This is a genomic window from Roseovarius sp. B08 (assembly GCF_051417955.1).
GTDB lineage: Bacteria > Pseudomonadota > Alphaproteobacteria > Rhodobacterales > Rhodobacteraceae > Roseovarius.
In genome coordinates this window covers 3,662,953-3,689,291 of the sequence record NZ_JBPRLW010000001.1, presented here as the reverse complement: position 1 = coordinate 3,689,291, position 26,339 = coordinate 3,662,953, and the positions used below count along the sequence as shown (strand labels likewise).

25 protein-coding genes and 2 pseudogenes are annotated in these 26,339 nt (G+C 63.9%); 14 read left to right on the top strand and 13 right to left on the bottom strand.

Annotated elements, in window-relative coordinates:
- The first annotated feature begins 531 nt into the window (after nt 1–531).
- Nucleotides 532–2,118: a sensor histidine kinase gene (locus ACSQ76_RS18740; RefSeq protein ID WP_437157743.1), complete on the top strand. Its 1,587-nt coding sequence runs from the start codon at nt 532–534 to the stop codon at nt 2,116–2,118.
- A gap of 12 nt (nt 2,119–2,130) precedes the next feature.
- Here ACSQ76_RS18740 and ACSQ76_RS18735 read toward each other — a convergent pair whose 3' ends face one another.
- Both ACSQ76_RS18735 and ACSQ76_RS18730 read right to left on the bottom strand, forming a co-directional pair.
- Nucleotides 2,131–2,496: a response regulator transcription factor gene (locus ACSQ76_RS18735; protein WP_437157742.1), complete on the bottom strand. Its 366-nt coding sequence runs from the start codon at nt 2,494–2,496 to the stop codon at nt 2,131–2,133.
- A gap of 77 nt (nt 2,497–2,573) precedes the next feature.
- Complete coding sequence (locus tag ACSQ76_RS18730) at nt 2,574–3,329, bottom strand: response regulator transcription factor (protein WP_437157741.1); 756 nt, start codon at nt 3,327–3,329, stop codon at nt 2,574–2,576.
- 331 nt (nt 3,330–3,660) lie between these two features.
- Between ACSQ76_RS18730 and ACSQ76_RS18725 the strand changes: the two genes are divergently transcribed.
- Nucleotides 3,661–4,419: a class II aldolase and adducin N-terminal domain-containing protein gene (locus ACSQ76_RS18725; protein ID WP_437157740.1), complete on the top strand. Its 759-nt coding sequence runs from the start codon at nt 3,661–3,663 to the stop codon at nt 4,417–4,419.
- Between the two features lie 61 nt (nt 4,420–4,480).
- On the opposite strand, the gene ACSQ76_RS18720 is transcribed toward ACSQ76_RS18725, so the two are convergent.
- On the bottom strand, nt 4,481–5,035 hold the full coding sequence (locus ACSQ76_RS18720) for a YqgE/AlgH family protein (RefSeq protein ID WP_437158233.1): 555 nt from the start codon (nt 5,033–5,035) through the stop codon (nt 4,481–4,483).
- Between the two features lie 147 nt (nt 5,036–5,182).
- Between ACSQ76_RS18720 and ACSQ76_RS18715 the strand changes: the two genes are divergently transcribed.
- On the top strand, nt 5,183–5,755 hold the full coding sequence (locus ACSQ76_RS18715; RefSeq protein ID WP_437157739.1) for a protein-disulfide reductase DsbD domain-containing protein: 573 nt from the start codon (nt 5,183–5,185) through the stop codon (nt 5,753–5,755).
- A complete protein-coding gene (locus ACSQ76_RS18710) occupies nt 5,746–5,991 on the top strand; it encodes a hypothetical protein (RefSeq protein WP_437157738.1) in 246 nt (81 codons plus the stop codon). The genes ACSQ76_RS18715 and ACSQ76_RS18710 overlap by 10 nt, the downstream gene beginning before the upstream one ends.
- On the opposite strand, the gene ACSQ76_RS18705 is transcribed toward ACSQ76_RS18710, so the two are convergent.
- From ACSQ76_RS18705 to ACSQ76_RS18680, 6 genes and pseudogenes are all read right to left on the bottom strand, one after another.
- Nucleotides 5,970–9,362 (bottom strand): efflux RND transporter permease subunit, encoded by a 3,393-nt coding sequence (locus ACSQ76_RS18705; protein ID WP_437157737.1) that lies wholly within the window; start codon nt 9,360–9,362, stop codon nt 5,970–5,972. The genes ACSQ76_RS18710 and ACSQ76_RS18705 overlap by 22 nt on opposite strands.
- Nucleotides 9,363–9,365: 3 nt before the next feature.
- Nucleotides 9,366–10,820, bottom strand: a complete 1,455-nt coding sequence (locus ACSQ76_RS18700) for an efflux RND transporter periplasmic adaptor subunit (protein ID WP_437157736.1) — start codon at nt 10,818–10,820, stop codon at nt 9,366–9,368.
- A gap of 96 nt (nt 10,821–10,916) precedes the next feature.
- Nucleotides 10,917–11,459, bottom strand: coding sequence for a molybdenum cofactor biosynthesis protein B (moaB, locus tag ACSQ76_RS18695; RefSeq protein WP_437157735.1), 543 nt, complete (start codon nt 11,457–11,459; stop codon nt 10,917–10,919).
- 6 nt (nt 11,460–11,465) lie between these two features.
- Nucleotides 11,466–12,085 (bottom strand): annotated as a pseudogene (locus ACSQ76_RS18690) (LysE family translocator).
- Nucleotides 12,085–12,678, bottom strand: a complete 594-nt coding sequence (locus ACSQ76_RS18685; protein WP_437157734.1) for a metallophosphoesterase family protein — start codon at nt 12,676–12,678, stop codon at nt 12,085–12,087. The pseudogene ACSQ76_RS18690 and the gene ACSQ76_RS18685 overlap by 1 nt, the downstream one beginning before the upstream one ends.
- Nucleotides 12,675–13,455: pseudogene (locus ACSQ76_RS18680) on the bottom strand (uracil-DNA glycosylase). The gene ACSQ76_RS18685 and the pseudogene ACSQ76_RS18680 overlap by 4 nt, the downstream one beginning before the upstream one ends.
- A gap of 223 nt (nt 13,456–13,678) precedes the next feature.
- On the opposite strand from ACSQ76_RS18680, the gene ACSQ76_RS18675 reads away from it, so the two are divergent.
- The 6 genes from ACSQ76_RS18675 (at nt 13,679) to plsY (ending at nt 18,126) form a co-directional block, all read left to right on the top strand.
- Nucleotides 13,679–14,629: an aspartate carbamoyltransferase catalytic subunit gene (locus tag ACSQ76_RS18675; protein ID WP_437157733.1), complete on the top strand. Its 951-nt coding sequence runs from the start codon at nt 13,679–13,681 to the stop codon at nt 14,627–14,629.
- The gene (locus ACSQ76_RS18670) at nt 14,626–15,183 is read left to right on the top strand and encodes a hypothetical protein (protein WP_437157732.1); all 558 of its coding nucleotides are present in this window, start codon (nt 14,626–14,628) and stop codon (nt 15,181–15,183) included. Before ACSQ76_RS18675 ends, ACSQ76_RS18670 begins: the two co-directional genes overlap by 4 nt.
- Nucleotides 15,180–15,626 carry a hypothetical protein gene (locus tag ACSQ76_RS18665; protein ID WP_437157731.1) on the top strand — a complete coding sequence of 149 codons (447 nt, stop codon included), beginning with the start codon at nt 15,180–15,182 and terminating at the stop codon, nt 15,624–15,626. Before ACSQ76_RS18670 ends, ACSQ76_RS18665 begins: the two co-directional genes overlap by 4 nt.
- Complete coding sequence (locus ACSQ76_RS18660) at nt 15,623–16,159, top strand: hypothetical protein (protein WP_437157730.1); 537 nt, start codon at nt 15,623–15,625, stop codon at nt 16,157–16,159. Before ACSQ76_RS18665 ends, ACSQ76_RS18660 begins: the two co-directional genes overlap by 4 nt.
- 82 nt (nt 16,160–16,241) lie before the next feature.
- On the top strand, nt 16,242–17,528 hold the full coding sequence (pyrC, locus tag ACSQ76_RS18655; RefSeq protein WP_437157729.1) for a dihydroorotase: 1,287 nt from the start codon (nt 16,242–16,244) through the stop codon (nt 17,526–17,528).
- Nucleotides 17,521–18,126 (top strand): glycerol-3-phosphate 1-O-acyltransferase PlsY, encoded by a 606-nt coding sequence (gene plsY / locus ACSQ76_RS18650; protein WP_306130755.1) that lies wholly within the window; start codon nt 17,521–17,523, stop codon nt 18,124–18,126. Before pyrC ends, plsY begins: the two co-directional genes overlap by 8 nt.
- A gap of 174 nt (nt 18,127–18,300) precedes the next feature.
- On the opposite strand, the gene ACSQ76_RS18645 is transcribed toward plsY, so the two are convergent.
- From ACSQ76_RS18645 to ACSQ76_RS18635, 3 genes are all read right to left on the bottom strand, one after another.
- Nucleotides 18,301–19,671 (bottom strand): glutamate--cysteine ligase, encoded by a 1,371-nt coding sequence (locus ACSQ76_RS18645; protein ID WP_437157728.1) that lies wholly within the window; start codon nt 19,669–19,671, stop codon nt 18,301–18,303.
- A 63-nt stretch (nt 19,672–19,734) separates the two neighbouring features.
- Entirely contained in the window at nt 19,735–20,247 is a 513-nt protein-coding gene (locus ACSQ76_RS18640) for a hypothetical protein (RefSeq protein ID WP_437157727.1), read from the bottom strand.
- Entirely contained in the window at nt 20,244–20,972 is a 729-nt protein-coding gene (locus ACSQ76_RS18635; protein WP_437157726.1) for a 16S rRNA (uracil(1498)-N(3))-methyltransferase, read from the bottom strand. Before ACSQ76_RS18635 ends, ACSQ76_RS18640 begins: the two co-directional genes overlap by 4 nt.
- Nucleotides 20,973–20,983: 11 nt before the next feature.
- Between ACSQ76_RS18635 and ubiA the strand changes: the two genes are divergently transcribed.
- The 4 genes from ubiA to ACSQ76_RS18615 all read left to right on the top strand — a co-directional run bounded on the left by ubiA (nt 20,984) and on the right by ACSQ76_RS18615 (nt 25,563).
- Nucleotides 20,984–21,949 carry a 4-hydroxybenzoate octaprenyltransferase gene (ubiA, locus tag ACSQ76_RS18630; protein WP_437157725.1) on the top strand — a complete coding sequence of 322 codons (966 nt, stop codon included), beginning with the start codon at nt 20,984–20,986 and terminating at the stop codon, nt 21,947–21,949.
- Nucleotides 21,950–22,012: 63 nt separating this feature from the next.
- Nucleotides 22,013–23,935, top strand: coding sequence for an OmpA family protein (locus ACSQ76_RS18625; protein WP_437157724.1), 1,923 nt, complete (start codon nt 22,013–22,015; stop codon nt 23,933–23,935).
- Nucleotides 23,922–24,245, top strand: coding sequence for a hypothetical protein (locus ACSQ76_RS18620; protein WP_437157723.1), 324 nt, complete (start codon nt 23,922–23,924; stop codon nt 24,243–24,245). The genes ACSQ76_RS18625 and ACSQ76_RS18620 overlap by 14 nt, the downstream gene beginning before the upstream one ends.
- A gap of 232 nt (nt 24,246–24,477) precedes the next feature.
- The gene (locus ACSQ76_RS18615; RefSeq protein ID WP_437157722.1) at nt 24,478–25,563 is read left to right on the top strand and encodes a TonB family protein; all 1,086 of its coding nucleotides are present in this window, start codon (nt 24,478–24,480) and stop codon (nt 25,561–25,563) included.
- Nucleotides 25,564–25,931: 368 nt separating this feature from the next.
- Here ACSQ76_RS18615 and ACSQ76_RS18610 read toward each other — a convergent pair whose 3' ends face one another.
- Nucleotides 25,932–26,282 carry a helix-hairpin-helix domain-containing protein gene (locus ACSQ76_RS18610; protein WP_437157721.1) on the bottom strand — a complete coding sequence of 117 codons (351 nt, stop codon included), beginning with the start codon at nt 26,280–26,282 and terminating at the stop codon, nt 25,932–25,934.
- Nucleotides 26,283–26,339: the final 57 nt, after the last annotated feature.

The window sequence follows — 26,339 nt, the reverse complement described above, 5'->3', positions numbered from 1 at the left end:
ACGAATGGCCTGCAGCATCATTCGGTCTCCTGTCGAACGGCTAGTTTCCCTTTCGGCAAGACGTTTTTGCACGGCGCAGATGCGAGCCAGTCCCACCGCAATCGCGAATTCATCGAGAAAAATCGTCCGAACCCCTGCCGCAATCTCATCCTGAGGATTGAGGGCTTGGATGAACCCGTCTCACGCCTCATTTTTCACGCCCAGAATGGCGGATTGCGTGGTGCGTTGGAACTGAGCCACAGTATGTCACAGCCTACCAAAGGTATGAGGCAATCATACCAAGATATGAATCGTGCTTGCGCGATTTGGCTTCGGGACAACTCTCGGCAGAAAGCCGATGATCGTTCTCATGCGAGGATAGGAAAAGATGAAAACCCGCGCCGCGACAGCGGAATATTGCAAGAAAAATCGACAGTAGCACCTGCCAATAGATGCAGTGCGCGGGAAAACACTTTCTTGCGGCTCGGTAAGATATCTAATTTCAGGAAATGCTTCAGCAGCTCGAGCGGAAATCATTAATGAGGACAAACGATGCGCGGTGCAGCCTCATCTTCATCTGACGGTCAGCTCAAGCTTATCTCCCGAAAGAAACCTTCACGACTGCAAATCGGTCTCGCCGCCGGGTCGATCTTTGTCCTAGCAGCGATTGCCCTTCTAACAGCCGGTGCCAGCCAGCCGCCCACGCAAGGCGGCAAAGCTCTACTGCCGGCCTATGCGGCCTGCATTCTGATCGTCGAAGTGCTTACCGCCAGCCTGCTTCTCACCCTTTACAGAACCGAACCAAGCCTGTCGTTGTTGATACTTTCCACCGCCTATCTTTTCACAGGTCTTATGGTCGTGCCTTGGGCTTTGACTTTTCCGGGTATCTTCGATGATTTCCGTTTCGACGTAGGTTTGCAAACGACGGCATTCATCGCGGCAATTCGACGTCTCGGCTTTCCGATCCTCATTCTCGCCTACGCGCTGTTAAAAAACGCTTCAATAAATACCGAGACGAACCGTTACAGCCCTTCGGTATTGGCAATCTCCGTCTGCGCCATCGCCATTCTTTTGGTGTTCGCAATCAGTTGGTTCGCGATATCGGGGCGGGAGCTTCTGCCGACATTCATGATGAATCCGACCGAAACAACTCGATTGTGGAATACTGTCCCGATTGCGTCGATCCTTATCTCCTGTACCGTTCTCGTCTTGCTGTCCCGCAAGAGCAGCACACTCGACCTCTGGCTCATGGTGGCGATCGGCTCCTCCATCATCGAAACGATCCTTCTTGCCTATGTGGGCGGAGGAATCCGACTGAGTGCCAGCTGGTGGGCCGGCCGATTGTGCGGTCTTTTTTCCGCGAGCATCCTTCTGTTGCTGATGATTGCCGAGACAATGGCTCTTTATGAGCGACTGGCAAAAGCCATCGCATCCGAGCGGCGTATGAAAGAAACAAGAGTAAGCGAGATGGAGGCCATGTCCGCATCCATCATCCACGAACTGACGCAACCGCTGGCGAGTATTTCGGTGAATGCCAACGCAGCGCAGAACTGGCTGGCAAAGGACCCTCCGAACGTTGAAGAGGCAGAACAATCAGTCCGGCAAATCTCGTCAGACAGTCACCGCACGTCCGAAGTCATTCAGGGATTGCGCTCCGTATTCAAAAAAGCCCCGCAAGATTTCATGCGGGTCAACATCAAACGCACGATACTGGACGCTGTCAAATCATTGAGGTCAGAAGCCACCGAAGCTCATGTATCCATCAAAACCGACCTTGGATCCCATCCGCTTGCGGTCCATGGTAACGCGGTGCAACTTCAGCAGGTTGTTACGAACATTATTCTCAACGCGATCGAAGCGATGTCGACGACCAGAAATCGCGCCCGTATTTTGTCAGTTTCCAGCCGACCTCAGGGTGAGGACGAACTTTGCCTGTCGTTCACAGACACAGGACCAGGCATAAATTCGGCGGATCAGGAGCGGATTTTCGATCCGTTCTTTTCCTCAAAACCGCATGGCCTGGGCATCGGTCTCATGGTCAGCCGATCGATAATCGAAGCTCATGGAGGCAGATTGGATCTTGGTAAAAACGGTCCGGATGGCGTGACCGTGGAACTGACATTGAAAACTGCCGATTAACGGGCGCTGTCGTCAATATGAGTGCGAGATGAGTGAAAGGATCTCATGGACAAGTTGTTTGCCGTCAAACGGTTTTTCGAGAATGCGCATATCCAATCCAATCGGTCGGGTCCGTTCATCCGGGTAAGCCGTGATCAAGATCGTTGGGACCCATCTATTCAAGGCCTTCAAGTGAGCGCACAAGTCCCACCCGCTCATTCCGGGCATCTTGATGTCGCACACGAGACAGTCGGGAACACTCGTCCTGTCTGCCAGAAAGTCTTCGCCAGAAGGGTACAATCGCACATCAAAGCCATCCGAGCGCAGAAGACTGCCCAGGGCCGCTCGCACGGAACTGTCATCGTCCACGACACTGATCACACGGGGTTCAACAACCATTCACCTTCGCCATGAATTTTTCATTTCACCTGCAAGAAATGACCGGGACGTTCATTATTCAGTGCCGGAGAAGTAGTCTATGGCGTCTCAGAACTCCTTATGTTTTTGACTTCTTCAGCAAATCGCACCAGATCCGCAAAGGTTCGCGCCGCCATTTTCCGCATCACCTTGCCGCGATGGATTTTCACCGTGATCTCGCTCAGGCCAAGTTCGAAAGCGATCTGTTTGTTCATCATGCCGGCCGTCGCAAGTGACATCACTTCCCGCTCGCGCGGGGTCAGCCGATCATATCGAGACAACGTCTTAGCTTTCTCCTCGTTGACTTCGCGACGGTGCAAGTCCGCCTTGATTGCAGCGGCAACGGCATCGAGCATTTCCTGATCTTTGAAGGGTTTCGACAGAAAGTCGACTGCACCTGCCCTCATCGCGCGAACGCTCATCGGAATATCGCCATGGCCGGTCATAAAGACGATGGGGATTTCAAACTTTGCACGCGACAGTTCGACCTGAAGTTCTAGGCCGCTCGTGACCGGCATCCGAACATCGAGGATCAGGCAATTTACTGCCAGTAAATGCGGGCTGGACAGAAAAGCCTGAGGCGAAGGATAGACCCGAACCGAATAACCAACAGAGCGCAGCAGATTGTCCATTGACGATCTGATGGATGCGTCATCATCGACAACAGCCACCGTGATTTGTTCGGCACTGGATTTCTGCTTTTTCACTGGCGGTACCTTGGCAGTCGGCGTGGAAAAGAAAACTAAATGCCGCGTCGGAGCGTCAGGAGGAACTTCTGAAGGATATGGCAACGTGATGTCGTCCGCATCTTTCATAGACAAGCATCCTTTTGTCAAAAATCATACTCGGTTGCGGCTTGGCTATGGAAAGGCCACATGAAAGAGGGTGGAAAGTGAAACATTCCCGCTCTGGCCGACGGCGTTTCCGCGAAGATTAGCCTAGCCAGTGCGCGCTACAGGGAGCACTCATACGAAGGTATAGCCGCTACCAAAATTCCTTTTTATATTGCTGCTGGCTGCCGTGATCCTGGTCGCGGCTCCCGATTGTAATGCGGTACATTGCGGCTGAAGCGCGTCCCGATACGTCGATTGAAACTTCGGCCCGTCTGGCGCAGGCTGCCGGAAACGCCCGGAATGGAGACGCGCCATGTTGAAGACGACCCCTGTCACCCCTAATATCGCCCACTGGAAAGAGCGGGTCGAACTGGCCGCGGCATTCCGCTGGACGGCTCGGCTGAACATGCATGAGGCGGTGGCGAACCATTTCAGCCTGTCGGTCAACGACGACGGCACGCAGTTCCTGATGAACCCCAACCAGGTGCATTTTAGCCGGGTCAGGGCATCGGACCTGCTGTTGATCGATGCGGGAGACCCCGAGACGCTGGACCGCCCCGGTGCGCCCGACCCGACGGCCTGGGGCCTGCATGGCGGGGTGCACCGGGCCTGCCCGCACCACAGGTGCCTGATGCATGTGCATTCGATCCACGCCACGGTGCTGGCCAGCCTGGCGGACAGCCATCTGCCGCCGATCGACCAGAACTGTGCGACGTTCTTCAATCGCTACGTGATCGACGATCATTACGGCGGGCTGGCGTTCGAGGAAGAGGGCGAACGCTGCGCGGCGCAGCTGGGCGATCCGTCTAAGAAAGCGATGATCATGGGCAACCATGGCATCCTGGTGATGGGCGACACGGTCGCGGACTGTTTCAATCGGATGTATTATTTCGAACGGGCCGCAGAGACCTATATCCGGGCTTTGCAGACCGGCCAGCCGCTGCGGGTGCTCTCGGACGAGGTGGCCGAAAAGACCGCGCGGGAGATGGAGGAATATCCAGAGCAGGGGGAGCGGCATCTCGCGGAACTGATGGCAATTCTCGACGCGGAAGGATCGGATTACGCGGCATGAGGCCGGGCGGGCCAAAACTTTTGCTGAAAAGTTTTGGCAGAAGCTTCGTGAAGGCTTCTCGCTAGGCGCGGCCGGCCTCGGAGGACAGGGTGACCGAGCTTACGCCCAGCTTTTGCAGAGCGGATTCCCACTTGTTCGCGTCCGCGTGGGAGAACACGATCTCCTTGTCGGCCTCGACCGTGAGCCAGGCGTTCTGCGACAACTCGCTTTCGAGCTGGCCGGGGCCCCATCCGGCATAACCGAGCGCCACGATATTGCGCAGGGGTCCGCGGCCCAGGGCCAGGTCTTCCAGTATATCCATCGTTGCGGTCATGGCGAACTCATCGTTGACGTCCAGCGTGGAGATCGCCGAGTGGTAGCCATAGTCGTGCAGCACGAAACCGCGGCCATGTTCCACCGGGCCGCCGAAATGCACCGGCAGGTTGGTCATGTCGCGGCCCTGCGCGATGTCGAGCTGTTCCAGAAGGTCGGCGAGGCGCAGGTCGTCGGCGCGCTTGTTGACGATCAGGCCCATGGCCCCCTCGGGAGAGTGGGCGCAGATGAACACCACCGACTGGGCAAAGCGGTCGTCACCCATGGCCGGCATGGCGATCAGCAGTTTTCCCGTCAGGTCAATGTCGCTCAAGGCGGTCCCCGATTGTCTGGTTGCAGTCCCATGATGGGGGTCGCGGCACCTGTGTGCAACCATCCTGCCTGGAGGCGCGCGGGATTTCTCGCTTCAATGTGAATTGGCAAAGCAGGTGAAACCAGCCATGAGAGGCCCATGCGACACATAAAAACCTTTCTCAAAGCCGCCCTTCTGGTGGTCTGTGCCGGCCCGGTATGGGCGCAGGAAACCGCCGATATGGTACAGGTGGACGTGCTGCCCGGCTGGCGGGCGACGGATGGCAGCCATTACGCCGCCCTGCGGCTGGACCTTGCGCCGGGGTGGAAGACCTATTGGCGCAGCCCGGGCGAGGCCGGTGTGCCGCCGCTGTTCAACTGGCGTGGGTCTCGCAACATGGAGGGGCTGGACGTTATCTGGCCCGCGCCCAAGCCGGTGCCACAATTCGGGTACATGACCATCGGCTACGACACTGACTTAGTGGTGCCGTTGCGGATTCGCCCCGAGGCGAGTGGACGCGATGTGCGGCTGGAAGGCCAGTTGGAGATCGGGGTGTGCAAGGATATCTGCGTGCCGGTCAGCGTGAACGTGGCCCAAATCCTGCCGGGTGCCGTCAGCAAGCCGGACCCGACCATCGTGGCGGCCCTGACCGAGCGGCCCTACGGTGCCGACGAGGCGGGTGTGCGCGAAGTGGCCTGCCGGTTGTCGCCGGTGGCGGGGGTGTGCAGCTGACCGCGAAGATCCGGATGCCGAAGCTGGGCGTGTCGGAATACGCGGTGGTCGAATCGAGTGACCCCAAGGTCTGGGTCTCGCCGCCCGAGACCACGCGGCAGGGCGACAGCCTGATCGCGCGCGCGGTGCTGAGCCATGTCGACGGGCGGTCTTTCGCCGTGGACCGCAACGGTCTGCGCTTTACCGTGCTGAGCCGGGGCGGCGCCGTGGATATTCAGGGCTGTTCGGCGGGCTGACGTCGCATCGCGTGGCGGATCGCGACCACGGCGTAGAGCAGTAGCACGATCAGAAGGCTTCCCAACACGAAGAGCATCAGGGCCGCAGGCATTGGCGCGGTGACGGCCAGTGCCGAGAGCGGCGCCGGCAGGCTGCCCGTGATTGTGGCCGCGCCCAGCGTGGCGGCGAAGAGCGCCGCGATGGCCATCCCGCCCGCCAGCATGACGCCGCGCAATTCCCCGGGTTTGGAGCGCAGGGCGCGTCGCAGGGAGGCGGTCTGGCGCGCAACATCGGACTGGATCGCAATGATCGCGGGCACCAGCAGCAGGACGAGGACCATGCCGAAGGCCAGGCCGTAGACAAGCGTAATCACGGTGGGTTTGATGAACTGCGCCTGTGTCGATTGCTCGAAAAGAAGCGGGGCGAGGCCCAGCACGGTTGTGAGCGTGGTCAGCATGACAGGGCGCAGGCGGTCGACCGCGCCTTCGATGATGGCCGGCACGATGCCGCGCTCCTTGGCGTAGTCGTCGATCGTGGTCACCAGCACGATCGAGTCGTTGATGATGATGCCGGTCATGCCCAAGAGCCCCACCACGGTGAACATCGACAGGGGCACCTCCCAATATGCATGGCCGTAGATCGTGCCGACAAGGCCGAAGGGGATGATCGACATCACCACGATGGGCCGGGTCCAGCTGGCGAAGACCCAGGCGAGGACGAGGTAGATGCCGGTCAGGGTCAAAATCAGGCCGAGGCGGGCATCGTCGAGGAACTCGCCTTCCTGTTCGGCGAGGCCGCCCAGCTGCCATTCGACCTGGTGAACGCTGGCGATGCGGGGCAGGATCTCGGTCTCGAGCGCGGTGCTGATTTCGGCGGCGCGGGCGGGGTCATCCTCGGAAATGTCGCCCGTGACATTGATGTGCCGGATGCCGTTTTCGCGCCGGATGGTGGAGAAGCCCACGCGCTCGGTCACGCTGACGATATCGGCCAGCGGCACGTAGGCGCCGGTGGGGGCGCGGACCTGCATGCGTTCGAGGAAGTCGGCTGTGAGCTCGGACTCCGGCACCTCGACGCGGATCTCGGCGCTGCGGGCGCTGTCGGGATAGGTCGCGGCCTCGATTCCGTTCAGGCGGTGGCGCAGGACGGTGCCCAGCTCGTCGATGGTGAAGCCGAGCGCCTGGCCCTGCGGGGTCAGTTCCAGAATCAGTTCCTGCTTGTCATAGGCGAGGTTGTCCTCGACCGCCGACACCTCCGGGTAGTCGAGCAGCGCGGATTTGAGCGCCTCGGACGCGTCCTTCAGCGTCTCGGCGGTGGCGCCGTAGAATTCCACGTCGAGCGCGTCGCCGCCGGGGCCCGAGCGCCAGCCGCGAAAGCTGAGTTCCTCGGTCAGGGGGTGGCGGGGGACGGCATCCTGCAACTCGGCGACGAAGGCGAAGGAGGAATAGGGGCGCAGGTCGGGGTCGATGAGTTCGATGGAGATGCCGCCCAGTTGGTCGGGCTCCTTGGTGTCGGCGCCGGCGAGGCCGCCGCCGGCATTGCCACCGATCTGGGCGATGGCGAACTTGATGGGGTTGGCGCCGTAGCGGTCCTCGTAGTCTTGCCCGAGATCTTCGACGGCGGTCTGGATCTGATGCATCATGGCGATCGTGTCTTCGCGCGTGGCGCCGGGGGCCATGGAGAAATTGCCGGTGACGCTGCCGCGCTCGGGAGCGTTGAAAAAGCGCCATTGCACGTCGCCCTTGATGAATAGCGCAGCCTGCGACGCGAGGAGCACGATGATCCCGGCAAGCACCGGATAGCGCGCGCGGATGACCAGCGCCATGAAGGGACGGAAGGCGCGTTCGCGCAGCCAGACGAAGCCGCGGTTGACCGTGCGAGACGGCCAGTCGTACCAGCTTTCGCGGCCTGCGTGGGTGAGCGCGTTGGACATGTGGTGCGGCAGGATCAGGAAACATTCGACCAGCGAGGCCGACAGGACGACGATCACGGTGAAGGGGATGTCGATGATGAGGTCCCCGAAGCGCCCGCCGATGGCGACCAGCCCGAAGAAGGCGATGAGCGTGGTGAGCGTGGCGGAGAAGACGGGCAGCGCCATTCGCTGGGCGGCGCGTTCGGCGGCTTGCACGGGGTTCTCGCGGTACTTGCGGACGCGTGCATCGGCGTGTTCGCCCACCACGATGGCGTCGTCCACAACGATGCCGAGCGTGATGATCAGGGCGAAGAGTGAGATCATGTTGATCGTCAGGCCCGCCATGTACATCAGCGCGATTGTGGCCAGCATGGCGACTGGAATGCCTGCCGCGACCCAGAAGGCGGTGCGAGCGTTGAGGAAAAGGAACAGCAGTGCGACGACCAGCGCCAGCCCTGTCAGCCCGTTGTCCATAAGCATGTCGAGGCGGCCCGAAATGGCATCCGAGCGCGTGTTGATGAGCGTCAGGTCCGTGCCTTCGGGCAGGGTCGCTTCCATCTCGGCGGCGATTTCCTCGACCTGGGCCTGGATGGCCAGCGCGTCGCCGTTGGCCGAGCGGTCGACGCGGATTTGAAGGGCGGGGTTCTCGCCCACGAAATACTGCTGCTCGCGGTCGATGCCTTCGACGCGCACATCGGCCACGTCGCCGATGGTGAGCTTCGAGCCATCGGGATTCGAGCGCAGGATCAGCGCCTCGATCTGGTCAGTGTCGCGTTTTTCCGAGCCGATGCGAACGCGGGTGGCGCCGCCGGTGATGTCGCCTGCCGGGTCGGTGTCCGCCTCGGCGGCAATGACGGCGGCAATCTCGGCCATGGTGATGTCGTAGGCCAGAAGGTTGGTGGCGGGCACCTCGACGATGGTGTGCGGTGCGGCGACGCCCTGAAGCGTGGTACGGGTGACACCGGCATCGTAAAGGCGCGTCACCAGCTCGTCTGCAAACTGGCCGAGCTGTGGCGTGGCCACGGGGCCGGTCAGGACGATGTCGGTGACCCGGTCGCGCCAAGCGCCGCGGGTGACGCGCGGCTCCTCGGCCTCTTCGGGCAGGTCGGTGATGCTGTCGACGGCGGCCGAGACGTCATCGGCGGCGCGGCCCATGTCCCAGCCCGGTTCGAATTCCAGCCGGATGCTGGCAGTGTTCTCCCGCGAGGTGGCTTGCGAGGTTTCCACGCCCTCGACCGCCAGAAGGGCGGGCTCGAGCACCTGCACGATGCCGCTGTCGATATCCTCGGCGCTGGCGCCGTCCCAGAGGACCGAGACGCTGACCTCGTCGACGATGACATCGGGGAAGAACTGGGCCTGCATGCGCGGGGCAGCGGCGAGGCCCAGCACCACGAGCACCACCAGCAAAAGGTTCGCCGCCGTGGGGTGGCGCGTGAAATAGGACAGGATGCCGCTGGCGCGGTCGGGCAGGTCGCGGACCATCGCCTAGCTGCCCATGCGGCGTTCGAGCCGTTCGACGGTCTGGGCCGGGACCTGGGGTTGCTCAAGTTGACCCAGCAGGCGGGTCTTCATGGCGGCAGGGATGTCGGGGCTGTCCTCGACGAACTGGCGCAGGCGGGCGCGGCGGTCCTCGCTGAGTTCCAGCATCTGGGCGGTGTTGTCGGCCTCGGGCGTGTTGCCAAGGGGACGGACCTTTAGGCCGGGGCCGAGAAGTGGGCTGCGCTCAGTCACTATCTCCAGGCCGTCGAGGTCGTTGCCGGAAACCAGGATGTCGTTGCCCTGACGGCGGACCAGCGTGACAGGGACCGCGCGCAGGCGGTCCTCGGACGTCAGCGCCAGCACGGTGCCATCGGAGCCGAGCGCCGTGGCGGGCAGGCGCACGACGTTGTCGAGCGGCGGTTCCTCGATCAGGACGGAGACGAAGTCGCGGGGTTTGAGGCCCTGCGGGTCGTCGATGCGAGCATAGACCAGCCGGCCGGTCTGACCTTCCTCGATGCTGGCGCTGTCGCGGGTGATGCGGCCGGTAGTTTCCATTTCCAGGCCGAAGACGTCGAGCCGGATGCGGACGGGGGCGAGGATCAATTCGCCGTTTTCATCCAGCAGGCGGCGATGCTGGGCGGTGGAGACGCGGAAGGCCACGTCGAGCGCGTCGGCGTCGATGAGGTCGGCGAGTTTCTCGTTCGCGGAGACCAGGCGTCCTTCGACCACGCTGACCGCTTGGAGCGTGCCGGTGAAGGGGGCGGTGATGGTGGTCTCATCGAGCGCCTTTTGCGCCTCGGCCAACGCAATGCGGCTGCGCGAGAGGCGGGTCTGGGCCTGGTCGACGCGCGCCTCGGCGGTGGCCTCGGCCTGGCGGCGGGTCAGAACGGCCTGTTCGGCGCTGGCGGCATCCAGTTCGGCGAGTTCGACGGCGGCGGCGGTGCCGACGCCACGCTCTTCGAGGTCAAGCTGACGGTCGAGGGCGCGCCTGCGCAGTTCGGCCTGGGACTGCGCCGCCGCAAGTTCGTCGCGGGCAAGGTTCAGACCGCGTTCGGCCTCGCGTACCTCGGCCTCGGCATCGGTGAGGTCGGCGCGAGCGAGGTCCAGCGCGAACTGCGCGTCGGTGGGGTCGATGCGGGCCAGGACCTGCCCGTTGCGGACGCGGCCGCCATCCTCGAAAAGTGCGGTGAGTTCGGTGACGCGGCCTCCGGTATCGGAACGGATTTCCAGCGTGCGGCGGCTTTCGACCTCGCCATAGGCGGTCAGGACGGGCGTTTGCGTGCCCGGCGTTGCGGTAACGGTGTTGACAGCGAAGACGCGTTCGCGCCGCTCGGGCGCTTCGGTTTCGGCGCTCATTCGTTCCTGCACGGCGGAAAACACGATCTGACCGGCATAAGCGAACAGGCCCACTGTCAGGGACAGCAGGAATAGGCCGGTCAGGCTGTGGCGCAAGAACCGCATTCAGATCAACCTTTTAAGTCACTTGGCGCGGGACAGTCATACCATAAAGATAGACGCCTGCGGCAAGGTTTCATGGGGCTGATACGCGGCGAAAGGTCACTTCCGTCGCAAATGTTCGTCCAAGCGCGGCATTATTTCGACGAAATTGCAGGGGCTGTGGCGGTAATCGAACTGGTAGGACAGGATTTCGTCCCACGCGTCCTTGCAGGCGCCGGGGCTGCCGGGCAGGGCGAAAAGGTAGGTGCCGTTCGCGACGCCCCCTGTCGCGCGGGACTGTACGGCGGAGGTGCCAATCTTTTTCATTGAGACGATGGTGAAGACCGTGCCGAAGGCGTCGATTTCCTTTTCATAGACTTCCCTGTGCGCCTCGACCGTGACGTCGCGGCCCGTCAGGCCGGTGCCGCCGGTGGAGAGGACCACGTCGATCTCAGGGTTGGTGATCCATTCGCGCAGTTGCTCGGTGATCTGGTCGCGTTCGTCGCGGACGACCATGCGGTCGGCGAGCACATGGCCGGCGGCTTCGATGCGTTCGACCAGCACGGCGCCGGAGCGGTCCTGGCTGAGGTCGCGGCTGTCGGAGACGGTCAAGACGGCGATGCGGACCGGGATGAAGTCCCTGGTGTCGTCGATGCGGCTCATGGCGGGTCAGGTCCTTTCGATCAGGGCGAGGCGCAGGGCAAGGCCGGTGAAGATGGTGGCGCAGACATAGCCGATGCCCCGGGCGAAGCCGGGGGAGCGGGCCATGCGGCGTCCGAGCCCGCCGGCGAAGATGCCAACGGCTGCGTTGACGATGAAGCCGCCCGCCGCAATGACTGCGCCCAGGATCAGGAACTGGGCGAGGACGCTGCTACGCACGGGGTCGATGAACTGAGGCAGGAAGGCGAGCACGAAGAGAATCACCTTGGGGTTGGTGAGGTTCACGACCATCCCGTCGCGAAAAGCGCGGGCAGGTTTGACGGGGGTGTCTCGCCAGCTTGCGGCGGGTGGCGGAGCGCCTGCCAGGCGAGCCAGAGCAGATAGGCGATACCGGCCCAGCGGATGACGTCAAAGAGCCACGGCAGGGTGGCGACGGCGGCCCCGAGGCCGAGACCGGCGAGCGTGACATGCACCATGCCGCCCAGCACGATCCCGGCGCTGGCGGCCACGGCGGGGCGCGGTCCGCCGCGCAGGCCTTGGCCGAGACAGAACATCATGTCGGCCCCGGGCGTGAGGTTGAGCGCGACGGCGGCGGGTATGAAGGCCAGCAGGGTGAGCGTGTCGATCATCAGAGCTCGAACCAGTTGGGTCGGGGACCGAGATTGACCACCTGCGTCGCGCCGATGCGCCCGGTCACGCCCCAGCTGTCGTGAATGTGGCCGCAAAGCGCCAGTTTCGGTTGGATGCGCGCGATGGCGTCGCGGATGGCGGTGGAGCCCACGGACATCTCGAGCGACGTGAGGTCGGCCACGCCCTTGGGCGGGGAGTGGAGGACGAGGATATCGGCGGCCTCGCACGGGGTGAGAAGAGACGCGGCCTCGTCATTCGTGAGGTCGCAGGACCAGTCGCCGAAGGGCGTGACGGGCACGCCGTAGCCAAGGCCGAAGAGCGTGAGGTCGCCCTGGGTCGTACCGCTGCCGTGCAGAACGGTCATGTTGGGCAGGGCCGCTGAAGTGAGTTCGTCGAAGCTTTCAGCGTTGCCGGGGACGGCGACAATGGGTGCCGTGATGCCGGACAGCATCTCCATCGCCTCGTCCAGCCCGGCTCGGTGGTTGCAGAAATCGCCCGCACCGATCACGAGGTCGGCCTCGGCGCTGGCGGCGGCCAGGTCGGCGGCGCGAGCGCGGGCGAGGTGCAGGTCGGAAAAGGCGAGGATCTTCATGTGTTTCCTTCGAGGCGGGCCTGAAGGTCGAGCAGGTCGGCCCAGGCGACGCGTTTTTCGTGGGGTTTGCGCAAGAGGTAGGCGGGGTGGAAAGTGGGCAGCGCCGGCTTGCCGAAGGCTTGCGTCCACTGGCCGCGCAGGCGGGTGATGCCGCGTTTGCCCAGGGCGGCCTGACAACTAATATTGCCCATGAGCACGATGACCTCGGGATCGGCGAGCTGCACGTGGCGTTCCACGAAGGGCAGCATCATGGCGATTTCCTGTGGGTTGGGATCGCGGTTTTGCGGCGGGCGCCAGGGCAGGATGTTTGTGATGTAGGCGCCGGTGGCGGCATCGTCGTACTGTCGCGACAGGCCGATGGCGGCCAGCATCTTGTCCAGGAGCTGCCCGGCCCGGCCGACGAAGGGTTTGCCCTGCTGGTCCTCGTCGCGGCCCGGCGCCTCGCCGATGATCATCAGGCGGGCGGACGGGTGGCCGTCTGAGAAGACGAGGTTGCGCGCGCCGCGCTTCAGGTCGCAATGCTCGAACGCGGCGAGGGCGGATTTGAGCGCATCGAGAGAGCCTGCGTCGGCGGCGGCGAACCCCGCCTCGGCGGCGGTGTCGACCTCCGGGGCCTTGGCGGGGATGGGGGGCGGTATCCGGTTTCTTGGCGGGTGTCAGCTTCTCGGGTGCCTCAAAGCGGTTCACGGGCGCGTCGCCGATCGCCTCGGTCGCGCCGAGGTCGATCTGCCAGTCGAGCAGGGCAAGGGCGGTGTGCGAATCCAAGGGGGCGGTCATGGGGCGGAAGATAGCTTGTGTGGCGGGGCGGGGGAAGGTGGGTTGCTTGCCGGGCCGGATGGTCTGGTATTCGGTGTGTGGTCAGATGGTGTTAAGGTGGGGTGGAACCCCACCCTACGCGTGCGCGGCTGTTGTGGGTGGTGGGTTGGGACCCCACCCTACGCTTGCCCCGGCGTCCGGGCTTTCCTATAAGCGCGCAGACAGTTGACGACGGAGCGGTGGCATGGCTTTTCAACACGCGCATCTTCTGGGGATCGAACCCCTGGCGCCGTCGGATATCTCTACCCTGCTCGATCTGTCGGACCGGTACGTGGACCTCAATAGGCGCGACCAGAAGCACGCCGACGCGCTGGCGGGGCTGACGCAAATCAACATGTTTTTCGAGAACTCCACCAGAACGCAGGCCAGTTTCGAACTGGCGGGCAAGCGGCTGGGCGCGGATGTGATGAACATGGCGATGCAGGCCAGTTCCATCAAGAAAGGCGAGACGCTGATCGACACGGCGATGACGCTTAACGCGATGCATCCGGACCTGCTGGTAGTGCGGCATCCGCAATCCGGGGCGGTAGACCTGTTGGCGCAGAAGGTGAATTGCGCGGTGCTGAACGCCGGAGACGGGCGGCATGAGCATCCCACCCAAGCGCTCCTGGATGCACTGACGATCCGGCGGGCGAAAGGCCGGCTGCATCGGCTGAGCATCGCGATCTGCGGGGATATCGCGCATAGCCGCGTGGCGCGGTCGAACATCATCCTTCTGGGCAAAATGGAGAACCGCGTGCGGCTGGTGGGGCCGTCGACCCTGATGCCCGCCGGCATTTCCGAGTTCGGCGTCGAGGTGTTCGAGGACATGCGTGAAGGGCTGCGCGATGTGGATGTGGTGATGATGTTGCGCCTGCAACGCGAGCGGATGGATGGCGGGTTCATTCCCAGTGAGCGGGAGTATTATCATCGCTACGGTTTGGATGCCGAGAAGCTGGGCCATGCCAAGGCGGATGCCATTGTCATGCATCCCGGCCCGATGAACCGGGGTGTGGAAATCGACGGAGAGATCGCCGACGACATCAATCGCAGCGTGATCCAGGAACAGGTCGAGATGGGCGTGGCCGTGCGGATGGCGGCGATGGATCTGCTGGCGCAAAACCTGAGGGCGAAACCCAAGGAGGTGATGGCATGAGCGACCGGATCGAAATTCGCGAGAGCGAGAGCGGCGTGGTGCGCGTCTTTGACGTGGACCTGACCCGTGCGGAGGCCGAGACATTCAACCGGCGCAACGGAAGCTGGCCTTTGCAGGAGGCGCTGGGGGCCGAAAGCCTCGATCCGCATTACGTCGACCTGATGCAGGTCGAGGATTTGGAAGGGTATGGCCTGAGCCAGTACCTGGAGCAGGGGATGGGCGTCTCGTCGCACGACCTGGAAGACGCGCATGTGCTGATCGAGGGTCTGAAAGGCACGGTGCTGGTCGTCGGCTCGGGCGCCTTCGGCGGGCAGGCCCAGGTGCTGACGCCGCGCAAGCCGCTGCGGCTGGTGGCAGCATTCAGCGAGGAGTCTTCCCCCGTGCAGTTCGAACCGCTGCCGAGCGCCGGGGCACAGGTGGCGCCCGCGCCGGAGGAGGCGCGGGAGACGAAGGCGAAGAAGAAATCGGATGCGGCGATGTCGGGCCGGGTGGCGATGATCGCGCTGATTGTCCTGTTCGTTTTGACGGCTGTGGTTGTGTGGGTGGCTTCGTGAGCGACACGCGTTCCGTCATGGTTCCGGCGACGGAACTCGAACCCGGAGAGCGGTTCGTGGAAAGTTTTCACCCTGACCGCCCGGCTTATTGGCGTGATCACGCCTGGATGGCCGCGGGCGCGATGGCGCTGGGAATGGGCGCGCTTTCGGCCATCGGCAATCCGCATGTCTGGACTGGTGCGGTGGGCGGGTTGGCCGCAATCGCGGTACGCGCCGGGTACCTGGCTTCGGACGAGATGAAGGCGCGGTGGGATTTGACCGACCGGAGCGTGCTGAGCCCTTTGGGCAAGCAGGCGTGGTTGCGGGACATAGCGCGGGTGCGGGTGCTGGGCTCGGCGGTGCAGTTAGATACCACCCGCGGCGACAAGCACCTGATGAAATACCGGGCGGATCGGGACGCGGTGAGGGTGCGGATCGAGCGAGCGATGGCTGGGACGCAATGATGAGTGCGGGAGAAGACGAATGGGACGCAATTCTCTCGCCGGATGAGAGGATCCTCTGGAAAGGGCGGCCGGGAACGGGACTGACTTTCGACATGAAAAACGCGAAAGAGTTTCTGCCCGGCGCCTTGTCTTTGGGTTTCTCAATCGTCTGGATGCGTGCGACACGGGATGGCGCGACCGAAATGCAGGTTATAGGCTTGCTGCTGTTTCTGGCGGGCTTGTACCAGTTGTTTTTTGCCCCTTTTTTTCGTGGCTATTTGCGACGCGCGTGCACCTTCTACACCCTCACCGACAAGCGCGCATTCGTTGCGGTCGATCACCCACTGATCGGCAGGTCCCTGAAATCCTACAAAATCGGCCCGGAAACGTCGCTGGACTTCCAGCCTGGACCATACGCTTCCATCTACTTTGCGACCGAAGTCGAACAGGGACACGAAAGCACAGGGGCGCGCCGGATCGGTTTCGAGAACCTGAAGGATGGAGAGGCGGTGTTCGGCATGTTTGGGCAAGTACAGCAGGGACGGGCGTCATGAGTAGGAGCATCGGCTTGTCAGGGCACCGGTCCGGCTTGGGATGGCTGCGCAAAGCAGGGCCGGCGCGGGGAGAGCGGATAAGATGACGCGAGTGCTGTTCGAGAATGCCCGGCTGATCGATCCCGAGGCGGGAGAGGTGACCGAGGGCTGGCTGCTGGTCGAGGATGGCCGCATCACGGCCCGTGGATGCGAGGCCGCGGCGCCGCGGGCGGACAAGCGGGTCGATTGCGGTGGCAAATTCCTGGCGCCGGGCATGGTGGACTTGGGCGTCAAGGTCTGCGAACCGGGAGAGCGGCACAAGGAAAGTTACCGCAGCGCCGGCGCCGCGGCGGCGGCGGGCGGCGTGACGACGATGATCACGCGGCCTGACACTCTGCCTGCGATCGACAGCCCGGAAACACTGGAATTCGTCGCCCGCCGCGCCAACGAGGCGGCGCCGGTGAACGTGCTTCCCATGGCCGCGCTGACCAAGGGCCGGGAAGGGCGCGAGATGACCGAGATCGGTTTTCTGATGGATGCCGGTGCGGTGGCCTTTACCGATTGCGATCACGTGGTGCGTGACAACAAGGTGCTCAGCCGGGCGCTGACCTATGCGCGCAGCCTGGGCGCGCTGGTCATCGGGCATGTGCAGGATCCGGGGCTGAGCGCTGGCGCCGCAGCGACAAGCGGCAAGTTTGCCTCGCTCAGGGGATTGCCGGGTGTCGGCACGGTGGCCGAGCGCATGGGACTGGAGCGCGACCTGGCGCTGGTCGAGGCCACGGGCGCGCGCTATCACGCGGATCAGATCACCACGGCGGCAAGCCTGCCTGCATTGGAGCGCGCCCGCGCGACGGGACTGGACGTGACCGCCGGCACGTCGATCCATCACCTGACATTGAACGAGCTGGACGTGGCGGACTATCGCACCTTCTTCAAGGTCAAACCTCCGCTGCGGTCCGAGGACGATCGCCGCGCCATGGTCGAGGCCGTGCGCGACGGCAGCATCGACATCATAGGCTCGATGCACACGCCGCAGGATGAGGAATCCAAGCGTCTGCCCTTCGAGGAAGCGGCCAGTGGGGCGGTGGGGCTGGAAACCCTGCTGCCGGCGGCGCTGCGGCTCTACCATGCCGGGGAGTTGGACCTGCCCACGCTCTTTCGGGCGCTGGCGTTGAACCCGGCCAAGCGGCTGGGGCTGGAATCCGGGCGACTGACCGAGGGCGCCCCTGCGGACCTGGTTCTTTTCGATGCAAACGTGCCTTTCGTGCTGGACCGGTGGACGCTGCGCTCGAAATCGAAGAATACCCCGTTTGACGGCCAACGATTGCAGGGTAGGGTTCTTTCGACCTATGTCGCCGGGGAAGTGGTTTTCGAGAACATAAATGCCTGATTTCAATTCGACTCTGACGGTCCTCGCCCTGTGGAGCGTGATCGGTTACTTGCTCGGGTCAATCCCGTTCGGAATGGTGGTGGCCCGCGTCCTGGGCCTTGGCAACCTGCGCAATATCGGCTCGGGCAATATCGGCGCCACCAACGTGTTGCGCACTGGGAACAAGCTGGGGGCGGCGGCGACGCTGATCCTGGACGGTGGCAAGGGCGCCGCGGCGGTGCTGTTGGCACGGACCATGGCTGGCGAGGATGCCGCGCAACTGGCGGGGCTCGCCGCCTTTGCCGGGCATTGCTACCCGGTGTGGCTCTCGTTCCGAGGCGGCAAGGGTGTGGCAACGTTCCTGGGCATCCTGCTGGCGCTTGCCTGGCCGGTGGGTTTGGCCTGTTGCCTAAGCTGGCTGGTTGCGGCGGCGGTGACCCGGATTTCCAGCATGGCGGCGATCTACATGGCGGCGCTGTCGACGATCTGGATAGTGTTCCTGGGGTACAGGGAACTGTTCGTGCTGGGCATTGTTCTAACGCTGTTCATCTTTCTCCGCCACGCCGCCAATATCCGGCGGTTGAAGGATGGGACGGAGCCGAAGATCGGCCAGAAATGACGCTGGGCGCGCAGACGTCTATTTCCCGAAGCAGTGCGAATGACGCAGATCCGCAGCTCGAAGATGCTTGCCGATAGCTGGGAAGGACTTCAAAAACCCATAACGTGTCCCGGTCGGGACGGCCTAACTCTTTGAGGCGAGAGGCCCCGGGTCAGGCCCGGGGCGGCGCATCATTCAGTAGCTGAAGTCTTCGTAGATTTGGGTCAGGTCGCCGTTCCAGGCGCCGTGATAGCGGTCGAGCAGTTCGTCGGCGGGCACGCGGCCGGACTCTACGCTTTCCTGGAGCGCGTTCAGGAAATGGGTCTCGTCGGGAACCATGCCGCCGGCGCCGGGGCGGGCGCGGGCCTTGAGGCCGGACTGTGCTATGGAAAGGACCTCGCGGGCGAGATCGTGCATCAAGACATTGCCGACCTTTGCGTCGAGTGCCTGTTCGCTGGCGGCGACGCGTAGGGTCTCGCGGGTCTCGGCATCCCAGCCCTTGGCCAGGTCCCACGCCGCGTCGAGTGCGGACTGGTCATACATCAGGCCCACCCAGAAGGCGGGCAAGGCGCAGAGCCGCCGCCACGGGCCGCCATCCGCGCCACGCATTTCCATGAATTTCTTGATCCGCGCCTCGGGGAAGATGGTCGTGAGGTGGTCGGCCCAGTCGCTGAGCGTGGGCGTCTCGCCGGGCAGAGCGGGCAGTTCGCCCTTGAGAAAGTCGCGGAAGGACTGGCCAAGCGCATCGATATACTGCCCGTCGCGGTAGACGAAATACATCGGTACATCGAGGGCGTACTGCGCATAACGCTCGAAGCCGAAGCCGTCCTCGAAGACGAAGGGCAGCATCCCGGTGCGATCGGCGTCGAGGTCGCGCCAGACGCGGGAGCGCCAGGATTTGTGGCGGTTGGGCCGACCGTCGAGGAAGGGCGAATTGGCAAAAAGCGCGGTGGCGACGGGTTGCAGCGCGAGCGCCACGCGCAGTTTCTGCACCATGTCGGCCTCGGACGCGAAATCGAGATTGACCTGAACGGTGCAGGTGCGGCGCATCATGGTCTGGCCCATCGTGCCGACCTTCTGCATGTAGGCGTCCATGAGCTTGTAGCGGCCTTTGGGCATCATCGGCATGTCTTCGTGCCGCCAGATCGGGGCGGCGCCAAGGCCGATGAAGCCGACCCCGACCTTGTCGGCCACGTCCTTGACCTCGGCCAGGTGTACGTTCACCTCGTCGCAGGTGTGGTGGATCGTCTCTACGGGAGCGCCTGAGAGTTCAAGCTGGCCGCCGGGTTCAAGGCTGACATTGGCACCGTCCTTTTCCAGGCCGATGAGGTTGTCGCCTTCCATGATCGGCGACCAGCCGTGCTTGTCGCGCAGCCCTTCGAGCACGGCGCGGACGCTGCGCTCGCCGTCATAGGGAATGGGCCTGAGCGTATCCTTGCAATAGCCGAATTTCTCGTGCTCGGTGCCGATGCGCCACGCGTCGCGCGGCTTGCAGCCGCTTTCGAGATAACCTGCCAGTTGGACCTCGGACTCCACCGGGCCGCCGCCGGATTGGGGGATGGACATGAAGACTTTTCCTGCGTTGCGCGCGAACTTGGAAGAGAGGCTTGGCCCGAATGGACGGGGGTGTCAATGCAGCCGATTGGAGTAGGTTGACCAGACGGTGACGGTTTCGCGGTCTTGTGACGAGAGCGCCGCGAGCATTTTTTGCACGCGCAGGCCCGGCAGCGTCGCGAAAGCGTCGAACAGCATATCGGCCCCTTCTGCCGTTACCGGGATCATGAGGGCAGGCTGGCCGGGTTGGTGCAGGCCCCAATGCGCGGGCTTGGCGGCGTGGTCAAGCGTGAGGCGGGACATCTCGGCCAGGTCGACGGTGCCGCCGGTGAGCGGTCCGAAATAGGTGACGCGGCCCTCGTCCACCTGCACGATGCCGGGCCCGCCGCTGGCGCGGCGGAAGCGGGCGCGTTGCAGGCCGATGAACGCAAGTGCGGCCCCGACCGGCAACAGGATGTAGCCGACCCAAGAGAGGATGCCGATAAACCCCAGCGACCACCAGATTCCGATGAGGATGACGGTCGCGCCGATCAGAACCTCGCGCCAGCGGGAGAGGCTTTGAGCGGCTTCGGGGCGGATGAAGCTCATGCCCAGTCCCCGAAGCGCTGCTGCCAGACGGTCATGGCGGCCACGGCGGCGGTGTCGGCGCGCAGGATGCGGGGGCCGAGCGACGCGGCATGAGTGAAAGGCAGGTCGTGGAGGCGTACGCGCTCGGCATCTGAAAAACCGCCTTCGGGGCCTATGAGAATCGCCCAAGGCGCCGCTTGTCCGTCCTTGCGGCCGGCCTCGCCTGGTCTGGCGAGGGCTTCGTCGCAGAACATCAGTTGGCGGCCCTCGGGCCAGTCGGCAAGCAGGCGGTCGAGCTTTTGCAGATTCGTCACTTCGGGAACATATGTGCCGCCGCATTGCTCGGCGGCCTCGACGGCGTGGGCTTGAAGGCGGTCCTGCCGGATGCGTTCGGAATTGGTGAAATCGGTCTGAACGGGCAGGATGCGGGCGGCGCCCATCTCGGCGGCTTTCTCGACGATGAAGTCGGTGCGGGCCTTCTTGATCGGGGCAAAGAGAAGCCAGAGGTCGGGCGGGTCTTGCTGAGGGCGGGTCTGGCGCTCGACGTTCAGCAGGCCTTTGCGCTTGCCCGCCTCGGCCACGGTGGCGCGCCACTCTCCGTCGTGCCCATTGAAGAGCAGGACGGCGTCGCCCGCGCCTTGCCGCATGACCCCGAAAAGATAATGCGCCTGATCGCGATCCAGAGGAACCGTTTGCCCTTCCCCGAGGGGGTGCACTACATAAAGCCTGATCTTTGCAGTCGACATGGGGCCAACATATGACCGGACCGAACCAGACGCCAGATGCGACCGGAGAGGTGGCCGATGCGGTCAAGGGCAACTGGGTGGATCGATCGGCCCCGGCGTGGAGCCGGCCCTATCTGCGGCTGAGCCGGGCGGACCGGCCGATCGGGACGTGGCTGCTGCTGTTGCCGTGCTGGTGGGGACTGCTCTTGTCGATGCTGCATGACGGGCGCGCCACCTGGCACGACCTGTGGATATTCGCGGGCTGCGGGATTGGCGCGTTCCTGATGCGGGGCGCTGGGTGCACGTGGAACGATATCACCGACCGGCATATCGACGGGTCCGTTTCGCGCACCGCGTCGCGGCCCATCCCCTCGGGGCAGGTGAGCGTGATGCAGGCGCTGGCTTGGCTGGTGGCGCAGGCGCTGGTGGCGTTCTGCATCCTTTTGACCTTCAACATGGCGGCGATCACCCTTGGGATCATTTCGCTGGCGCCGGTGTGCATCTATCCCTTTGCCAAGCGGTTCACGTGGTGGCCGCAGATCTTTCTTGGCCTCGCGTTCAACTGGGGTGCGCTGCTGGCGTGGACGGCGCATAGCGGTCGGCTGGAATGGCCGGCGGTTGTCCTTTACCTCGCCGGGATCGGCTGGACGCTGTTCTACGACACGATCTATGCCCAGCAGGACGCCGAGGACGACGCGCTGATCGGCGTAAAATCCACCGCCAGGCTGTTCGCGGAGCGCACGCCGTTCTGGCTTCAGCGGTTCCTGATCGGGTCTGTCAGCCTGATGGCCTTCGCTGTGATCGGTGCGGCGGCGGGCGGCTCGGCGCTGGCCGTGCTGGTGGCACTGATCGGTCCGTGGGCATTCGGCTGGCACATGTTCTGGCAACTCAGGCAGTTCGACATGCAGGACGATCCCACATTGTTGCGGCTCTTCCGGTCGAACCGGGATGCGGGCCTGCTACCCCTGCCGTTTTTCGCCGCAGCCTTGTTCGTTTGATTGCACTCGGGGACCGTGGGGCATAAATAGGCCGGGTGGTAAACAACGGCGAGCCAACGGTTCATGCGCCTTTCTTCCATTTTCGCCATACTTGGTACGTTCTTCCTGGCCTTCGTGCTGTGCCTGTTCGCGGCGCGATTCTCGGTGCAGGTGATCGAGGAAGGTTCGCGCAATGCCGTGCGGGACACGCTGGACGAACGCGGCATGACGTGGGCGGAAGTGGACGCAGACGGTCTGCAGGTCTTCCTTGCAGGCACCGCGCCGTCCGAGGCAACCCGGTTCCGGGCGCTGTCGATCGCGGGGAGCGTGGTGGAATCGGCGCGGATCATCGACCAGATGCTGGTGGCCGACAGTGCCGATATCGCGCCGCCTCGGTTCTCGGTCGAGATCCTGAGCAATGACAGCGGGCTGTCGCTGATCGGGCTGATCCCGGCGGCGACCGACCGCGAGCAACTAATCGAGGACGTGTCCGAGAACGCGCCGGGCAAGGAGGTGACAGACCTTCTGGAAACCGCCGATTATCCTTATCCCGAAACGTGGGAAGCATCATTGGACTATGCCGTAGGTATCCTGGAGCGGATGCCACGCACCAAGATTTCGGTCGAGGCGCGGCGGGTCAGCGTCGTGGCCATGGCCGACAGTGACGAGCACAAGCGCAACCTGGAGACCCAGCTGGCGCGGCGAGTGCCCGACGGTGTGCGCCTGTCGCTGGACATATCGGCACCGCGGCCGGTAATCACGCCTTTCACGCTGCGCTATCTGCTGGAGGATGGCGTCGGTAGCTTTGACGCTTGCGCTGCCGATACCGAAGCCGCGAAAGACCGTATCCTGGCCGCCGCCGGCCAGGCCGGCTTGCAGCAGAAGGCGCAGTGCACGCTGGCGCTGGGTGTGCCATCCCCGCAATGGGGCCGCGCGGCGGAACTGGCGATCGGCGCGCTGGGAGAGCTGGGCGGCGGCAGCGTTACCTTTTCGGATGCCGATATCGCGCTGGTCGCCGCCGAGGGGACGGACGAGAAGCTCTACGACACGGTGATCGGGCGTCTGGAGACGAGCCTGCCGGATGTCTTCGCGCTGAAGGCCGTGCTGCCCAAGCCAATAGATGCGGCCGAGGAGGCGCCGCCGGAGTTTGTCGCCACGTTGTCGCCCGAGGGGCTGGTGCAGATTCGCGGCCGCGTCGAGAGTGCACAGGCGCGGGAGATGGTCGACAGTTTCGCCAAGGCCAAGTTCAGCTCGGACGTGGTCAGCACCACGGCGCGGGTGGCCGAGAACCTGCCGGCGGATTGGACGGTGCGGGTGCTGACAGGGCTAGAGGCGCTGGCCTACCTGTCCAACGGCGCCGTGACGGTGGGGCCGGGGGCCATCACCGTGTCGGGCCTGACCGGGCGAGAGGCGGCGAGCGCGGAAATATCGGCGATGTTCGCGGCCAAGCTTGGCGAGGCGGCGGAGTTCGACATCGACGTCGCCTACCGAGAGGAACTGGACCCTGTGGCGAGCAAGCCCACACCGGAAGAATGCGAGGCACAGATCGCCGAGGTGCAGGCCGACAGCAAGATCACCTTCGAGCCGGGCGAGACAGATGTCGATGCCAACGGTGCCGAGATCATGGACCGTATCGCGAATATTCTGAAAGCCTGCGGCGAGATCCGCATGGAGATCCAGGGACACACCGACAGTCAGGGCCGCGAGGTGATGAACCAGCAGCTGAGCCAGGCGCGGGCGCAATCGGTTCTCAACGAATTGCGGTCGCGGCGGGTTCTGACCTCGGCCATCCGGGCCAAGGGGTATGGCGAGAGCGACCCAATCGCCGACAACGACAGCGAGGAAGGCCGCGAGGCCAACCGCCGGATCGAATTCCGCGTCATCCGTCCGGAACCGATCGAAGAAGAACAAACAACGCTTGAAGCGTTGGAACAAGAAGCGCTAAACGAGACCGGTGCGGCGGGTGGGGACGCCGAGCAGGAATCTGGGACGGATGAACAGAACTGAATTTATCATAGCCACGGCGATCGTTCTGTTCGTGGCGTTCTGCATGGGTTGGTTCGCGAACTGGCTGGTCCATCGGTTCATCCGGGTATCGGGGTCGGATGTGGGAGAGCTGGAACGCATGGCGCAGGAACTGCACGAGGCGGAGGAAACCCGCGACCAGGCGATCACCTACCTGCAACAGCGCGAGGCGGAACTTACCAACCAGCTGAGCCAGACCGAGGCGGAACTGTCGGCAACGATGGACGGGCTGCGCGAGGCACGGCACGAAGCCGAGGAATTGCGCAACGCGTTGGAAAAAAACCGCGCCTGAGGCATGGCGCGAATGCCTTCGACGTCGCTAAGTTCACGATAGCGTAGGGCGTAGTTTCGCGCTGGCACCGCGTGGCGTAAGGTCACCCCAATGTGGGGTGGTCCCCGGTGCCTTGAGGAGCCGTAACGCTTGTTCCTGTCGCTGAATTGCCTAGTTTCCCGGGTGACGCTGCCCGGTGCGGCCGCATGGTGAGCTGCCGGACCGGACGCCCGATGACCGAACGAGCCTTCGTATGATAAGACGTTCCCTTCCCGTGGCCATGGCGGCGATCCTGGTATCGCTTTCCCTGCACGTCGCGGGCTTTGGTTGGCGGCAGGTTCTGGAAGCGCCCGAGGCGCCGCCAGTGACGCAGGAGGCGCCGCTACCGCCCGACACGGGACGCAATTTCGAGGATCTCGTCGAACCGCTCCCGGAGCCGCCAGCGCCGGAGCCGGCAGAGGCGCCCCAGCCGCCTGATGCGCTTCAACCGGATGAGATGCCGACAAGCCAGGCTATGGTGGCCTCCGACAACCCCGAGAACGTTATCTCTCCCGACGGTCCCGCGGGCGAAACCGGAAGCCCTGATGAGGGAGCCGGGCCCGTGGCCGAGGAGGCGGCCGAGGACAGCGGCGAGGACAGCAGCACGTCGGACATCGCCATGATCGCGCCCGATGCACCAGAGACCACGCCGCAACCGCCGGAGGGCGCACAGGATGCCGCGCCGGGCCCTGCCGAGGAGACCGCCGAGACCGAGACGCCGCCCGAGCCCGAGGCGGTCACGCCGGAGACCGACGAGGCGGCGCTGGCCCCTACGCCGGACGCGCCCGACACCGTTATCGCGGCCGAAGAGCCGGACCTTGCGGCGTCGGCCGTAACCCGCTCGTTGCGGCCGCCCTCGTCCCGGCCCACTGCCGAACAGCTTGGCGTGCCGGAGGAGCCCACGGCGCAGGCCAGCCGCGCGCCCAGCTACGAGTCGCCCCTCACAGCCTACAAGCGCGACGGCACCGATCTGACCGCCCTGGGGCGCATCGGCAATGCCAGTCCGGGCGATTTTGGCGGCTCGGGCGGGCAGGGCAATGCGGGCACCACGAACTATGCCGGGCGCGTTCTGATGCAGCTTAACCGCGGTCCGCGCGTCGACAACCAGGCCAAGGGCATGGCGCGGGTCTATTTCCAGATCAACCCGGACGGTACGCTGGGCTGGATCCGCATTCTCGATAGTTCGGGTGCGTCCGGAATTCGCAGCGCAGCCCAGGCTCAGGTCCGAAGCGCCGCGCCTTTCCCGCGCCCGCCGGGTGGCCGGCCGGAAAAGCTGGTCTTCGTCTATCGCAACCGCTGATCGTGCAGGAGGTGCGTCGCGGATCGCCTTGGACATCCCAATCCGGCCCGGTGGGCCGCAACCGCGATGCCGCAGCGGCTATAGTGTGGGACTGTGTGAATATTCGTACGAACTTTCACACGGGGGGCCGTGTGATTACCTGCTCGCTTTCCGCGCCTTTTTCCGGACCTTGTTCGCTTTCTTGGCGGCTTTCTTCTTGATCGCCTTGGCCTCGGTTTTCAGTTTTGCGGCGCTCTTTTTCGCCTTGGCCTTAGTCTTGCCGGACTTGTTCTTGGCCTTGTCGTCGGCTTTCGCCGCTTTCTTTTCGGCCTTTTTGGCTGCTTTTTTTGCCTTGGCCTCGATTTTTTCAGCCGCCTTCTCCGCCTTGGCTAACTCGGCCTTCGCGGGGTCTCCTCGGCTTTTTTCTCTTTTTTCTTGCCGGCTTTCCTGGCGCTTTTCTTCTTTCCGGCACTCGGCCGCGCATCCGTTTTCGCTGCCGGAGCCGGTGTGGACGTCTTTTGGCTGGCCGGCGTGGCAGGAGTGCTTGGCGCGGGCGTGGGCGCCGTCAGGTGCCTGGCCCGGGCAATGAGAACCGGCGCGGTACCTGCACCGATGCCGCGAATGGTCAGGATATCGGCAGGTTGCGCCTTGGCGAGCGCCTCGGCATCGGGCAACCCGGCGGCGGTCAACTGCGCGGCGAGGCCGGGGCCGATGCCAGTGACGCGGGTGAGGTCGGTCATGTTCATGCTCCGTGAGTGGTCGGTTTGAATGTATCGTTTCGAGTGATACATTGTATA

Coding starts and splice junctions, on each gene's coding strand:
- ACSQ76_RS18635 (WP_437157726.1), bottom strand. CDS start 20,972: ATGTCGACTGCAAAGATCAGGCTTTATGTAGTGCACCCCCTCGGGGAA.
- ACSQ76_RS18725 (WP_437157740.1), top strand. CDS start 3,661: ATGTTGAAGACGACCCCTGTCACCCCTAATATCGCCCACTGGAAAGAG.
- ACSQ76_RS18730 (WP_437157741.1), bottom strand. CDS start 3,329: ATGAAAGATGCGGACGACATCACGTTGCCATATCCTTCAGAAGTTCCT.
- ACSQ76_RS18735 (WP_437157742.1), bottom strand. CDS start 2,496: ATGGTTGTTGAACCCCGTGTGATCAGTGTCGTGGACGATGACAGTTCC.
- ACSQ76_RS18715 (WP_437157739.1), top strand. CDS start 5,183: ATGCGACACATAAAAACCTTTCTCAAAGCCGCCCTTCTGGTGGTCTGT.
- ACSQ76_RS18700 (WP_437157736.1), bottom strand. CDS start 10,820: ATGCGGTTCTTGCGCCACAGCCTGACCGGCCTATTCCTGCTGTCCCTG.
- plsY (WP_306130755.1), top strand. CDS start 17,521: ATGCCTGATTTCAATTCGACTCTGACGGTCCTCGCCCTGTGGAGCGTG.
- pyrC (WP_437157729.1), top strand. CDS start 16,242: ATGACGCGAGTGCTGTTCGAGAATGCCCGGCTGATCGATCCCGAGGCG.
- ACSQ76_RS18640 (WP_437157727.1), bottom strand. CDS start 20,247: ATGAGCTTCATCCGCCCCGAAGCCGCTCAAAGCCTCTCCCGCTGGCGC.
- ACSQ76_RS18670 (WP_437157732.1), top strand. CDS start 14,626: ATGAGCGACCGGATCGAAATTCGCGAGAGCGAGAGCGGCGTGGTGCGC.
- ACSQ76_RS18615 (WP_437157722.1), top strand. CDS start 24,478: ATGATAAGACGTTCCCTTCCCGTGGCCATGGCGGCGATCCTGGTATCG.
- ACSQ76_RS18685 (WP_437157734.1), bottom strand. CDS start 12,678: ATGAAGATCCTCGCCTTTTCCGACCTGCACCTCGCCCGCGCTCGCGCC.
- ACSQ76_RS18675 (WP_437157733.1), top strand. CDS start 13,679: ATGGCTTTTCAACACGCGCATCTTCTGGGGATCGAACCCCTGGCGCCG.
- ubiA (WP_437157725.1), top strand. CDS start 20,984: ATGACCGGACCGAACCAGACGCCAGATGCGACCGGAGAGGTGGCCGAT.
- ACSQ76_RS18705 (WP_437157737.1), bottom strand. CDS start 9,362: ATGGTCCGCGACCTGCCCGACCGCGCCAGCGGCATCCTGTCCTATTTC.
- ACSQ76_RS18660 (WP_437157730.1), top strand. CDS start 15,623: ATGATGAGTGCGGGAGAAGACGAATGGGACGCAATTCTCTCGCCGGAT.
- ACSQ76_RS18645 (WP_437157728.1), bottom strand. CDS start 19,671: ATGTCCATCCCCCAATCCGGCGGCGGCCCGGTGGAGTCCGAGGTCCAA.
- ACSQ76_RS18620 (WP_437157723.1), top strand. CDS start 23,922: ATGAACAGAACTGAATTTATCATAGCCACGGCGATCGTTCTGTTCGTG.
- ACSQ76_RS18625 (WP_437157724.1), top strand. CDS start 22,013: ATGCGCCTTTCTTCCATTTTCGCCATACTTGGTACGTTCTTCCTGGCC.
- ACSQ76_RS18610 (WP_437157721.1), bottom strand. CDS start 26,282: ATGACCGACCTCACCCGCGTCACTGGCATCGGCCCCGGCCTCGCCGCG.
- ACSQ76_RS18740 (WP_437157743.1), top strand. CDS start 532: ATGCGCGGTGCAGCCTCATCTTCATCTGACGGTCAGCTCAAGCTTATC.
- moaB (WP_437157735.1), bottom strand. CDS start 11,459: ATGAGCCGCATCGACGACACCAGGGACTTCATCCCGGTCCGCATCGCC.